Below are 12,358 nucleotides of genomic sequence, written 5' to 3' on the forward strand. Positions count from 1 at the left end.
CATGATGTCGAATAAAGCTCGTCTGGCCCTGGCCGTGATGATGATCAGCGCGCTCGCCGCATGTAAGTCGGGCGTGAAGCTCGACGACAAGGCGAACAACGCGGGCGCAGTCAGCACGCAGCCGAGCGCCGACAACGTCGCGCAAGTGAACGTCGATCCGCTGAACGACCCGAACAGCCCGCTCGCGAAGCGCAGCATCTACTTCGACTTCGACAGCTATTCGGTGAAGGACGAGTACCAGCCGCTGATGCAGCAGCACGCTCAGTACCTGAAGAGCCACCCGCAGCGTCACGTGCTGATCCAGGGCAACACCGACGAACGCGGCACGAGCGAGTACAACCTCGCGCTGGGCCAGAAGCGTGCGGAAGCCGTCCGTCGTGCGATGGCACTGCTCGGCGTGAACGATTCGCAAATGGAAGCCGTGAGCCTCGGCAAGGAAAAGCCGCAGGCAGCAGGTCACGACGAAGCATCGTGGGCGCAGAACCGTCGCGCCGACCTCGTCTACCAACAGTAAGTAACGGAAGAATCGCCGTATGACGCACCGTGTAACCTGGCTGCGTGCAGCCGCAGCTCTCTGCGTCGCCGGCGCGGCGTGGTCGGCCGCGCCGGCGCACGCCGGCGTGTTCGACGACAACGAAGCGCGCCGCGCCGTGCTCGATCTGCGCAGCAAAACCGACAACCTGGCGAGCCAGTTGTCGGCCGCCCAGCGTACGATCCTCGATCAATCCGGCCGTCTCGACCAGCTGAACCAGCAGGTCGCGACGCTGCGCGGCGAAAACGAGGATCTGACGAACCGGCTGACGACACTCGAGCGGCAGCAGAAGGAGTACTACCAGGATCTCGACACGCGGCTCAAGAAGTTCGAGCCGCAGCAGACGACGATCGATGGTGTCGAAGGCACCGTGCAGCCGGGTGAAACGGATGCGCTCAGCGCAGCGCAGCAGCAGTTCCGCAACGGCAACTTCAAGGCGGCCGCGGCTTCGTTCCGCGCGTTCATCGCGAAGTATCCGCAGAGCCCCTACCAGCCGACCGCGCAGTACTGGTACGGCAATGCGCAATACGCGCTGCGCGACTACCGCGGCTCGACCGCGACGTGGCAAGGGATCGTCAGCAAGTTCCCGCAGCATCCGCGCGCGGCCGATGCCCTCGTGGCGATCGGGACGAACCAGCTCGAACAAGGCCAGAAGGCGGCCGCGAAGAAGACGTTCGAGCAGGTCGTGTCGCAGTACGCCGGGTCGAACGCGGCGCAGACGGCGCAGGGCAAGCTCGAAACGATCAAATAATTATCGCGGCGGGCTGTTGACACCCTGACAACCCGTCGCTATAATCTTTTGCTCTTTGGGTCGCTTCCAAAGTTGTTGAAGCAACGACCCGACAGGTTTCAAGAACGTGGGGTGGTAACTCAGTTGGTTAGAGTATCTGACTTTTAATCAGAGAGTCGAGGGTTCGAGTCCCTCCCACCCTACCAACTATCTTTGATAGTGCAAATTAAAGCCTCCCAAGTGGAGGCTTTTTTGCGTCTGTCTTCTGGCCGTTCGAATCTGGATGCATCGACGATGCGCGCCACGCGCCCAGTCGCGCGCGGCGCCAGATGCGCAGTCAGCGCACACTCACGTCCCGCAGCACCGCCCCATATCCCGCGTACAGATTGCCGTCGGGCAGCAACTGCCGCTGCGCGAGTTGCCGGTGCACGACCGGCAGGCTATGGAACGGCATCCGCGCGAACAGGTGATGTTCGATATGGAAATGAATCGAATGCGGACCGAACAGGAACGTCTGCCACGAACGCCGGACGATCGTGCGCGCGTTGCGGCTCTGGTCCTCGCCGGCCGGCAACCCCGCGTGCTCGAAGATCGCCCGCACCTGCCCGGCAAGCGGCAACAGCGTGACCGACGGCACGATCCACAACGCGACATACAGCAACGGATGTCCGGCCAACGCGAGCGCACCGAACAGCAAACCGTTGCAGGCCAGCATCGACACGATCTCCCATGCTGCATATGCGCGCGATTTTTCCACTTTCGGCAACGCATGCGCGAACTTGCCGCGCGCGAGCTTCACGATGCTCGTCACGTAGCCGACTCCGCACGCATAAGCGAGCAGGCGGCCGACCAACCGCCCGCGCGTCACCGGATAGTCGTGCACGCCGAACAGCAGCGCGACGGGATCGTCCAGCTGCATCGGCGCGCGATGGTGCTTGAGATGACCCGCACGGTACGTGCGCAGCGACAGCCACAACGGACCGGCCGCGAACAGTTGTCCGAGCAAGTCGTTGATGCGCCGATTCCTCGCCAGCAACCCGTGTGCGCCTTCGTGCATCATGACCGCGAGCGCAAGCTGGCTGCGCGCGATCACGATCGCCGCACACACGTACACGAACGGATGCGGCAATACGATCGCCACCGCGAACGCCGCGGCAATCATCAACCAGTCGCCGGCCAGTGCCATCGCGACACGCGATGCATCCACGCGAAACAACGCGGGATCGGGCTCGAACCGCGCAAGCTCCTCATTCGGCACACCTTGACGAAGATCGGCAGCCGTCACGCGAACCTCCTGCGCAGCGAACGCCGTTCGACCCACATCGCACTGACCATCGCGAGCACCACGCCGCCGAGCACATCGACCACCGTGTGCTGCTTGAGCGTCAGCGTCGATACGCAGATCAGCAGCCCGACCGCAGTTGCCACGATCCGGCGCCGGTCCACCAGCGTCCGGCACGCAAGGCACGTCACCGCGACATGCAGGCTCGGAAATCCGTTGGCCGCGAGATCGAGCTGCCACATGCGCGCGAGACGATGGCGCACGAACGCGTTGCCGATCTCCGCGACGTCGGGCCGCGGCACGGCTTCCGGAAACAGCAGGAAGCAGACGACACCGAGTACGAACGCGATCAGCACGGCCTCCTTGAACGCAACAAACGCGGGCGGCCGTGCATAGGCGGCCAGCACGATCACGAACGGAAAGAACGCGACATAGACGAACCACGACCATGCGAGGAACGGAATCCGCGCATCGATCGCCGTGGCCAGCACGTAGCGCGGCGTAACGCCGCGCTCGAGCACGAAGAAGATCGCGAGGCCGGCAGCCATGCCGAACGCCGCGGCCAGCATCTGCCGGACATCGAGCCGGCGATCGTCATGAAGCGTCAACGTCTTCATCGCGGTGCCGGCGCCTCGCATCGGGTTTCCGCGTCGGCCGGCCACGCATGCGACCGCAGTGCGAGGATACGCGACGTCCATGCGTCCACGCGCGCACGCGCCTGCTCGCGTCCGGCGCGCGTTCCTGCCGGCGTGCCCGGATTGCGCATCAGGTCGGCAACGGCCTGCCTGATCGCCTGCCGGAATGCCGCAGCATCGCCACGCCACGTGACGACGCGGTGCACGAGTTGCAGCTGCGCCGCGCGCGCAGCGTTGCTCGCCTGCTCGGGCTGATCGGTCAGCACGAGCAGGATCGGGCGGCGATAGACGCGCGCGATCGACAGCGCGGCCATGCCGGGCGCCGATACGATCAGCGGCGCATGCGCGGCGCGCGTCACCCAGTCGGCATCGACACCGGTCCAGCCGTCGTGCCCGGCGTAGCCCTCGCCCACGCGATGCGCGGCAAGCCCCGCGTCGCGCATGCCGGCCGACAGCGCATCGGCGAGCGCGACGTCGCGGAAGTGCGGATTCAGATAAACGGCCGCGGCAGCCTGTTCGGGCGCCGGCAGTTCGGCGACAACCGGCAACGGCGTCGGCAGCCGGTAGTGTCCGCGCGATGGCGGCACATCGTCGGCCGCGTCGTACGCAAAATCGTGTTCGATGCAGCCCAGCGCCGAATCGATCTGCCAGTCGACAATCCGTGCGAACGCACGCGCCAGCATGCGCGGCAGCCGCGCATCGAAATTCCCGGTCAACGCACGGCGCAGGCTGCCGCCATACACGTGAACGACGCGGCGGCGCCAGCCCGGTACCGCGCCCATGAACAGCAGCGCCGGATGAAACGAATCGTTGATCACGAGATCCGCATCGCGAACGATCGCACGCAGCCGCACGATGTCGCGCAGCATCCGCGTCGGCCTGAACACGTAGTGCGCGACGTTGCGATCAGTCGCGTCGCGCAGCATGTTCTGCCGCTCGTCGAACTGCACCGCGTAGTGACGGGACAGCACCGGCGCATCGATGCCGAATGCGGCCAGGAACGCCTGTCCCGCATCGGACGTCGTCAACACGTCGACCTGCGCGCCGGCCGCACGCAACGCATGCACGAGCAATTGCGCGCGCATCAGGTGGCCGCGCGCATCGGCTGTCGCGAGATAGACGATCCGCAGCATCATGCGCGCGGACGAAGCGAATGGATCCAGCCGGCTGCGTACATCGCCAGCGCGCCCGTCACGCCGAACCCGGCTTCGATCGCGCGGATTTCGCGCAGCAACGCGGCGAGATGCGCGGCCTCCGATGGCGCAACGAGACGACGCAACGTATCCGAACAGAGCCGCACGTGCCGCGTCTCGTCGGCGAGCACGCGCGAGAGCAACGGACGCAGCGGATGCGTGTCGCCGATCGTCGCGCAGTGGCGTGCGAGCACGCGCATCGCCATCTGTTCCGCGCACAGGCCCGTCGCATAGGCCGGCACGAGCACGCCTTGCGCGAAATGCGGCGCATGGCGCTGCGCGAGCCTTCGCCATCGCATGATCTTGCGCCGGCTCAGCCAGTCGGGTTCGTGCGGCCCGGCCGACGCCTCGGCGCCGCGCCGGCGCAGCGCATCGGCAAATGCAACTGCGTGACGGCGCTCGTCCGCGAGATGCTGCTCGATCCGCGGCGCGAGCCAGGCCGGCGGCTGTCCGGTCCAGTCTTCATGCAACGCGCACTCGGTCGCCTCTTCGCCGATCAGGTACATGCGCAGCATCCAGCGCTCGCCGTGCGCGCTGCGATGCAGCCGCCGGATCGCCGCCCGCTTGATGCGATCGACGAGATACGCACGCACCCGCGCCGCACCCTGCGGCACGGGTACATCGAGACAGTCGAAGCACGCGCCGTCCGCCGTTTGCGGCGACGCGTGCAGTTCGCCTGCCGCACTCATGCCGGCACACTCCGTGCGGACACGGATTTCGTCGCCGCAGCAGCCGCGGCCGGATCGCGACGCCAGCCGAGGATCAGGCCGACGAAGCTTTCCTGCAAGAACGCATGCGCGGACGCTGCGGCGCCCGCGAACGCTTCCTCATGGCCGTTCACGCGCAGATAGCCGTTGCCGTCGCGCGCGCCGAATTCGATCCGGTCGTTCTTTTTGAAACCGCGCTCGCGCACGTCTTTCAGCAGCGCACTGCCGTCGAGACCGAACAGGAACAGCTCGCGCTGCGCGACCCACACCGGAATGTGATTGCTCAGTGCGTCGAAACGGATCGACCACGTGCCCGACGCCAATGCGCGATCGACGTCCGCATCGCGCGGTGCATTCGACGTGAAGCTCGCACGTGCGACCGACTTCGTCAGGCCGCCGACGCCGAGCGCGATCGTGATGTCGTCCGCGGACGGCTGCTTCGGATCGGTCGCGCTCACCTTCACGAGATGCCGCGCGAGCCGCGACGCCAGCGACGGATGCGCGAACAGCGCGAGCGTTTCGTCCGGCGTCAGCACGTCGCGCTCGCCGTCGCCCTCCTTCACGCGCACACGGTACGGATCGATCCGCACATCGGTGAACTTGCCGCGCACGGGCGCGTGGACATACACGTCGCGGTCCCATTTCGCGCCGTCGCGGCGCAGCAGCACGTGCACGCTCAGCGGCACGCGCCGTCCGTCGCCGTCGACACCCGTGCCCTGCAGCAGCACGTCGCCGAGCACGTCCTTCGTGCGGCGGTTCGCATCGCTCGAGAAGACGATCGCGTGCGCATCGGTATCGATGCTCGCGTGAACGTCGGACGCATCGAGCGCGATGCGATTGCAGTCCGTCGCGGCCGCACTCGCGAACGGGCAGCCGCTTTGCGACGCGAAGTGATAGATCCCGCGCCCCGAGTGATCGATCGGCGCGGCATGGGCGCCGGTGCTGGCGGCAAACAGGGTGAGGCAGGCAACACGGGTGGCGAATGAGGGCATGGTCGTCGTCGGAATGGATTCAGGATGTCGAAGTAACGTGGGGCGCCGCTTCAATGACGGTGATAGGACAGCGCATCGAGATCGCGCCGGGCCGACGCTCGCCCTGCGAGCCCGAACCCGCGCGCCAGTGCGCCGAGCGTATCGACGGCGGACGCGGCGATCGTGACGCCGACGGCCGCGAGATAGCGAATCGCACCCAATTGCGGCAACTGCTGATGATCGAGCGCCCGCAGGCTGTAGCCGAGCCGCATCGCCATCACGCAGAACGGGCCGAGCGGGCCGCTGCGGCCGAGCCATTGCCACCGGCGCGGCAGGTACGCGTTCACGAGATACGGCGTCAGCCCGACGCTGTCCTCGCCGCGCATCCAGCGCAGCTTCAGCGACTCGAAATGCGTGTCCGGCAGCCGGTGCTCGGTGTGTGCATCCGGCGCGAACTCGACGGCCACGCCGGCTGCCTGCATCCGCAACCCCATCACCTGGCAATGCGCGCGATAGACGCCATCGAGCGGCTCGTAGCGGAATTGCGCGAATACATCGCGCCGGAACGCAACGTTGTTCGCATAGAAGTTGCGCGTCGCACCGGCGCGCAGCGGACTCGGGAAATACATGAAATCGATCGACGTCAGCGCGGTGCCGAGCACGTTCGGCGCGTAGCTGGTGCGCCCCGCCACGGCGACGGGTGCGTCGCCCGCCTCCCGCGCGAATGGCGCGAGCAGGTGTTCGAGCCAGTCGTCGGCCGGGCGGCAATCTGCATCGCCGAACACGACGATGTCGCAGCGGTCCGCGTCGACGCGATCGAAGCCGTCGTTTTTCGCATCGTAGTAGCCGGTGCTCGCGCCGATCTCGACGAAATCGATCGGACGGCCGGCCAGCGCAGTGATTTCCGTGCGCGCGTCGGCCGGCAGGCCGTCGTGCGTGATGATCCATTGCGCGAGTGCCGCCGGCGGCACGGTCTGCCTCGACAGCGCCGACACGAGGCGCTTCAGGCTGTCGACGGCCTGCGCGAGACCCGCGCCGCCGCGCAGGTTGTTCGTCTCCAGCACGAGCGCGGCCCTCGCTGCCACGGAACGAGCGGCCGCACGCGTACGCGGTGCGGTTTCATTGAAGTTCGGCATCCGGAATATCTCCACCGTCGTGCGCGACGGCATGGATGAAACGGCAGGAAGGTGGCCAGCGGCGCGCCGGCGAAAGCCGGCCGCCGCGGATCACGTCGCCCGGCGGACCGCCTGGTCAGGCGCCCGCCTTGCGCGACGTCACTCCTGGATCGACGGCGCGGAGTCTGCGTCGGTGAAGCGCGGCTTCGCGTTCTGCAGGTCGCGCGTGTTCTTCTGCACGGCCACCGAGCCGAACAGCGCGAGCACGAACGACATCGCGTAGAAGCCCTTTTCGCTCAGTTGCAGCGTGGCGTTGAAAAGGCCGACGACCAGCAGCGCGATCGACAGCAGCAGCGCGATCCAGCTGAGGCCGTAGTAGATGCCCGTGACGGGAATGCCTTCCGCGCGGTCGCGCACGCTCTTCTGCAACGAGATCGCCGCGTAAAGGCCGAACACCAGCACTGTGAAGTAGTAGCCCTTCTCGTTGAGTTGCATGCCGGCATTCCAGAGGCCGATCAGGAAGGCCGCGAAGCCGGCGAGCAGCGCGGCCCACGACGCGGCCACGAACGCGAACGACGGCTGCTGGATGGTGGTCTGGTTCATTGCTTTGCCCTCTCTTTCTTCTTGTTCGAAATCGTTTTCGTTGAACTGCGTTTTGCGCATGGTAGCAGCTTTGGTGCTGCGCCACGACAGTCTCACTTGCAGCCTTACATGCCGCGCTGCGCGCGCCGCCAGCGCCCCGGCGTCGTGCCGAGTACCGCGCGAAACGCCTTGCCGAAGGCGGCCTCGGACTGGTAGCCGACCGCCTGCCCGATCTCCGCCTGCCCGCGCTGCGTGTCCTGCAGCAATGCGCACGCGTGCATCATCCGGATCTGCGCGACGAACGCGCCGACGCTCATCCCGGCCTTCTCGCGGAAATGCCGTGCATACGTCGCACGCGACATGGCCGCCGCGTTGCCGAGCGACTCGACCGTCCACGGCTGCTCCGGCGCCTGCAGCACGGCCTGGACCGACGGGCCGAGCCGCGCATCGGCCGCCAGCGCGAGCCAGCCGGACGGCACGCGCGCGCCGCGGCCATAGGCCCGCAGCGCATACGCGAGCAGCGCCTGGCCGAGCGCGTTCACGATCGCGCCTGCGCCCGGCTGCACGTTCGACGCCTCGGTGCGCAGCACGCTCGTCAGCAGTTGCAGCGGCTCGGCCCCCGATGTTTCGCGCAATTCGACGTGCAGCACCTGCGGCAGCGTGCGCATCAACAGCTCGCCCGCGCCGCGCGCATAGACGAACCGTCCGCACAGCAGATCCACGCTTGCGCCGCCCGGTTCGGCCGGATCGAGATTCGACTTGACCGGCAGCACCGCGCCGCCGCCGGCGCCGACGTCGCGCAGCGGCACGGCCGGCTGCGACCGGCCGCTCCCCGTATCGAGCAGGTCGTGCGCGCCGCCCGCGGGCAGCAGCACGAAATCGCCTGCGGCGAGCTGCAGCGTGCGGCCGTCGACCGTGCGCAGCCGGCACGTGCCTGCCAGCACCAGGTGGAACGCCGCCTCGCCGGGCGGCAGCGGATCGTGCGGCATCGCGAATGGCCCATCGAGCAGGCAGCGCACGTCGAGTTCGACGTGGCTGCGCCCCAGCGACAGCAGTTGACTCAATGCATCCATGAGACGATTGCGCTAAAAATTGACACTCTAGCGTATCGAAACCCTCAGCGCGAGCGATCAGAATAGCTCTGCATCGCCCGAGATCGCGGCGCCCGCCGCCCTCCTCACCTCTTCTCGAAAAGGACGCATCATGCTGAACTGGAACGAATACCGGAAGGAACTCTCGACGCGCATCGGCGAAATTGCCAAGCTGTCGCCCGATACGCTGGCCGGATACAAGGCGCTGTCAGGCGCCGGCGCCAAGACCGGCCATCTCGACGCGAAGACGCGCGAACTGATCGCGCTCGCGGTGGCCGTCACGACGCGCTGCGACGGCTGTATCGCCGTTCACACCGCCGAAGCGGCGAAGCACGGTGCAACCAAGGAGGAAGTGGCGGAAGCGCTTGGCGTCGCGATTGCGCTGAATGCGGGCGCGGCGCTCGTCTATTCGGCGCGCGTGATGGACGCGCTCGGCGACTGACCGTCACCACGGCGCCGTCGCGGGCCGCCCTGCTGCGCGGCGCCCGGCCGCCTGGCCGGGCGGCCATCCGCCTCGCGATGTATGAAGATTGGCCGGCGTGCTCGCGCCGGCAGCCGTGCGCCACGCACGGACGCGGACACGCTGCGAAGTCGGCTACCATGCGCGAACGATCCATCGTGAAGGAGCGCTCCATGTGCCGCTGGCTCGCCTATACGGGTAATCCGATCCATCTGGAAACCGTGCTGTTCCGCGCGAAGCATTCGCTGATCGACCAGAGCCTGCATTCGGAGCTCGGCGCCACGACCACCAACGGCGACGGCTTCGGGATCGGCTGGTACGGGCGCCCCGACGAACTCCCGTTCCGCTATCGCTCCGTGCATCCCGCATGGAACGACCGCAACCTGCGCGAAGCCGCGCGCGCGATCCGCTCGCGGATGTTCATCGCGCATATCCGCGCGGCGACCGACACGCCGGTGCAGGAAACCAACTGCCACCCGTTCCGCCACGGTCGCTGGCTGTTCGCGCACAACGGGCTGATCCGCGACTTCCACAAGCTGCGCCGCGACCTGACGATGAAGGTCGATCCCGCGCTGTTCCCGACGCTTGAAGGCTCGACCGATTCCGAGCTGATGTTCCGTCTGGCGCTGACCTACGGCCTCGAACAGACGCCGCTGCCGGCGCTCGAACGGATGGTTGGCATGGTCGAGGAAACCGCCGCGCGGCATCGCGTGGCCGATCCGCTCAACATGACGATCTGCGCGACCGACGGCGACCGGATCATCGCGGTGCGCTATTCGAGCGAACGGCAATCGCGCTCGCTGTTCCACAGCACGTCGTTCAAGCACCTGCACGAGTTGTATCCGCATAACCCGCGCATCGCCGAAGCCGGCGACGACGCGTTCATGGTCGTGTCCGAACCGCTCGTCGACTTGCGCGGCGCGTGGGAGGAAGTGCCGGAAGGGATGGCGATCGTCGCGCATGGCGCGGATGTGCAGCAGCGGCCGTTCGCGCCGCGGCATAAGTAGCGGGCGGCGCCGTACGCGCCGTCAGGCGCGGCGCAAAAACCGCATCCGGATCGAATCGAGTTGGGCGGGCAGCCGGCGCGATCGGGCGCGCCGCCGCGGCAACGCGGCAAACCCGAGCCGTTCGTACAGCGCGCGGGCGCGCACGTTGCGGGTCAGCACGTCGAGCACAACTTCGCGGCTGCCGTCGGCCGGCAACGCGCCGGAATCGAGCGCATCGCGGAACAGCGCACTGAAGATACCCGTGCCGCGCTGCCGTTCGTCGGTCGCGCAATGCGCGACGAGGATCTGCGAACGCTTCGGCGCCGGGAGTTCCGTTTCGAGGATCAGCCCGCGCAGCAACTGGCCGATCGTGCGGCGCACGCCGAAGAAGCGCGCGAGTGCCCACACGACATGCACGTCGTCGAACATCGTCCGCCGCCCGTCGTGAATCGCCATCAAGGCAAGCACGGTGCCATCGTCGTCAACCGCGACGCGATGCCGGCGCCACGAGAAGCGCCCGTGACGCGACCGGAATGCCTGCTGCAGAAACGCGATGCAGCGCGCGTCGCTTTCGCCGAGAAAGAAGCCGAATTCGGCCACGCCGGACGCAAATACGAGCGGCCCGCACGCAGCCGCATCATCCGCATCGGCCGCGCGAAACCGCGCGGCCCCACCAGCGCGCGGGACCGCCCGCGCAAACGCGGCGGCCTGCGTCATGCGCTGCGTCCCGCCAGCCGCGACAACACATTAACCGTCCGGCTGATCTGCTCCGGCTCGTGCGTCGAGCAGATGAAGAAGCGCAGCCGCGCTGCCTTTTCCTCGACGGCCGGATAGAAGATCGGCTGCACGTTGATCCCTTCGTCGAACATCGCATTCGCCCACTGCGCGGCCTTCAGCGAACTCCCGGTGATCACCGGCACGACCGCATAGCCCGCGCTCGTGCCCGTATTCAGCCCGGCAGCACGCGCTTCGGTCAGGAACTGCCGCCCGCGCGCCTGCAGCTGCGCGACGCGCGCCGGCTCGGCCTGCAGGCGTTCGAGCGCGGCCAGCGACGCCTCGGCGAGCGTCGGCGCGAGCCCGACGCTGTACAGGAAGCCCGGCGCCAGATGGCGCAGCATGTCGACGAGCGGCTGGCAGCCGGCGATGAAACCACCGCAGCCGGCCAGCGTCTTGCTCATCGTGCCCATCCACATGTCGACCTGGTCGGGCGCGACGCCGCAATGCTCGCGGATACCCTTGCCGGTCGCGCCGAGCACGCCGAGCGAATGCGCCTCGTCGACCAGCAGGAACGCGCCGTGGCGCGTCTTCACGTCGACGAAGCGCTGCAAGTCGGGGAAGTCGCCGTCCATGCTGTACAGCCCCTCGATCGCAATCAGCACGTGCCGGTATTCGCGGCGCACGCGCGACAGCAATTCGTCGAGCGCCTGCCAGTCGTTGTGCGCGAAGCTCAGCCGCTTCGCGCCGCTCAGCTGCGCACCCTGCACGATGCTGTTGTGCGCGAGCGCATCGTGGACGACCAGGTCGCCCGGGCCGAACAGCGCGCCGATCACGGTCACGTTGGTCGCGTGGCCGCTCACGAACGCGACGCAGTCGTCGGTTTCGTAGAACGTGGCCAGCGCGCGTTCGAGATCGCGCTGCACCGGGCGTTCGCCCGCGACCATCCGGCTCGCCGATGCCGACGTGCCGTAGCGGTCGATTGCGGCTTTCGCGCGCGCGGACACGTCCGGATCGCCGGCCAGGCCGAGATAGTTGTAGTTCGCGAAGTTCAGGTATTCGCGGCCGCCGATCTGCGTCGTCGCGCCGGCGACGCCGTCGTGCACACGGAAAAACGGCGAGTCGACACGCAGCTTCTCGCCCATCTCGCGCATGATCCGGACCTGCTGATACTGCGGCATCGACTCGAAGCGGCTGCGCGCCGACGCGGTCTGCGCAGCCGGCGTGCCGGGCACGCCCGGCGCCGCCGCGGCGTCGGTCGCGCGCTCCAGTTGCCGTTTCAGCGCTTTCGCCGCCAATTGCTGGCGAAGATGCTCTCCCAGTGCCATTGCTTCCTTCGCTGTATCTCGAAAAGGCGCTA

Annotated in this window: 14 protein-coding genes and 1 tRNA gene; 5 read left to right on the forward strand and 10 right to left on the reverse strand. The window is 67.4% G+C overall.

The annotated features are described in order from the left end of the window. Window position 1: 1 nt before the first annotated feature. From pal to DIE03_RS08515, 3 genes are all read left to right on the forward strand, one after another. Window positions 2-514, forward strand: a complete 513-nt coding sequence (gene pal / locus DIE03_RS08505) for a peptidoglycan-associated lipoprotein Pal (protein ID WP_011351072.1) — start codon at window positions 2-4, stop codon at window positions 512-514. Window positions 515-533: 19 nt separating this feature from the next. Next, entirely contained in the window at window positions 534-1,283 is a 750-nt protein-coding gene (gene ybgF, locus DIE03_RS08510; protein ID WP_124449297.1) for a tol-pal system protein YbgF, read from the forward strand. A 108-nt stretch (window positions 1,284-1,391) separates the two neighbouring features. Then, window positions 1,392-1,468: transfer RNA gene (locus tag DIE03_RS08515), tRNA-Lys, on the forward strand. A 131-nt stretch (window positions 1,469-1,599) separates the two neighbouring features. Here DIE03_RS08515 and DIE03_RS08520 read toward each other — a convergent pair. The 8 genes from DIE03_RS08520 to DIE03_RS08555 all read right to left on the reverse strand — a co-directional run bounded on the left by DIE03_RS08520 (window position 1,600) and on the right by DIE03_RS08555 (window position 8,820). Next, on the reverse strand, window positions 1,600-2,547 hold the full coding sequence (locus tag DIE03_RS08520; RefSeq protein WP_260434829.1) for a fatty acid desaturase family protein: 948 nt from the start codon (window positions 2,545-2,547) through the stop codon (window positions 1,600-1,602). Next, entirely contained in the window at window positions 2,544-3,161 is a 618-nt protein-coding gene (locus DIE03_RS08525) for a phosphatase PAP2 family protein (protein WP_124449513.1), read from the reverse strand. Before DIE03_RS08525 ends, DIE03_RS08520 begins: the two co-directional genes overlap by 4 nt. Beyond that, a complete protein-coding gene (locus DIE03_RS08530) occupies window positions 3,158-4,315 on the reverse strand; it encodes a hypothetical protein (RefSeq protein ID WP_124449299.1) in 1,158 nt (385 codons plus the stop codon). The genes DIE03_RS08525 and DIE03_RS08530 overlap by 4 nt, the downstream gene beginning before the upstream one ends. Further along, entirely contained in the window at window positions 4,312-5,061 is a 750-nt protein-coding gene (locus DIE03_RS08535; RefSeq protein ID WP_124449301.1) for a ferritin-like domain-containing protein, read from the reverse strand. Before DIE03_RS08535 ends, DIE03_RS08530 begins: the two co-directional genes overlap by 4 nt. Continuing rightward, complete coding sequence (locus DIE03_RS08540) at window positions 5,058-6,071, reverse strand: hypothetical protein (protein WP_124449303.1); 1,014 nt, start codon at window positions 6,069-6,071, stop codon at window positions 5,058-5,060. The genes DIE03_RS08535 and DIE03_RS08540 overlap by 4 nt, the downstream gene beginning before the upstream one ends. Before the next feature lie 50 nt (window positions 6,072-6,121). Further along, entirely contained in the window at window positions 6,122-7,186 is a 1,065-nt protein-coding gene (locus DIE03_RS08545; RefSeq protein WP_124449305.1) for a glycosyltransferase family 2 protein, read from the reverse strand. Window positions 7,187-7,324: 138 nt separating this feature from the next. After that, window positions 7,325-7,768, reverse strand: coding sequence for an inner membrane protein YiaA (yiaA, locus tag DIE03_RS08550; protein ID WP_124449307.1), 444 nt, complete (start codon window positions 7,766-7,768; stop codon window positions 7,325-7,327). A gap of 104 nt (window positions 7,769-7,872) precedes the next feature. Beyond that, on the reverse strand, window positions 7,873-8,820 hold the full coding sequence (locus DIE03_RS08555; RefSeq protein WP_124449309.1) for an AraC family transcriptional regulator: 948 nt from the start codon (window positions 8,818-8,820) through the stop codon (window positions 7,873-7,875). 130 nt (window positions 8,821-8,950) lie between these two features. On the opposite strand from DIE03_RS08555, the gene DIE03_RS08560 reads away from it, so the two are divergent. Both DIE03_RS08560 and DIE03_RS08565 read left to right on the forward strand, forming a co-directional pair. Then, the gene (locus tag DIE03_RS08560) at window positions 8,951-9,280 is read left to right on the forward strand and encodes a carboxymuconolactone decarboxylase family protein (protein WP_043189451.1); all 330 of its coding nucleotides are present in this window, start codon (window positions 8,951-8,953) and stop codon (window positions 9,278-9,280) included. Between the two features lie 191 nt (window positions 9,281-9,471). Next, window positions 9,472-10,305 carry a class II glutamine amidotransferase gene (locus tag DIE03_RS08565; RefSeq protein WP_124449517.1) on the forward strand — a complete coding sequence of 278 codons (834 nt, stop codon included), beginning with the start codon at window positions 9,472-9,474 and terminating at the stop codon, window positions 10,303-10,305. A 21-nt stretch (window positions 10,306-10,326) separates the two neighbouring features. Here DIE03_RS08565 and DIE03_RS08570 read toward each other — a convergent pair whose 3' ends face one another. Together DIE03_RS08570 and DIE03_RS08575 are read right to left on the reverse strand one after the other, a co-directional pair. Next, window positions 10,327-11,001 carry an N-acetyltransferase gene (locus tag DIE03_RS08570; protein ID WP_124449311.1) on the reverse strand — a complete coding sequence of 225 codons (675 nt, stop codon included), beginning with the start codon at window positions 10,999-11,001 and terminating at the stop codon, window positions 10,327-10,329. Beyond that, window positions 10,998-12,326, reverse strand: coding sequence for an aminotransferase class I/II-fold pyridoxal phosphate-dependent enzyme (locus DIE03_RS08575; protein ID WP_124449313.1), 1,329 nt, complete (start codon window positions 12,324-12,326; stop codon window positions 10,998-11,000). The genes DIE03_RS08570 and DIE03_RS08575 overlap by 4 nt, the downstream gene beginning before the upstream one ends. Window positions 12,327-12,358 lie beyond the last annotated feature (32 nt).

It is taken from the genome of Burkholderia sp. Bp8992, from assembly GCF_003853705.1.
Classification (GTDB): domain Bacteria; phylum Pseudomonadota; class Gammaproteobacteria; order Burkholderiales; family Burkholderiaceae; genus Burkholderia.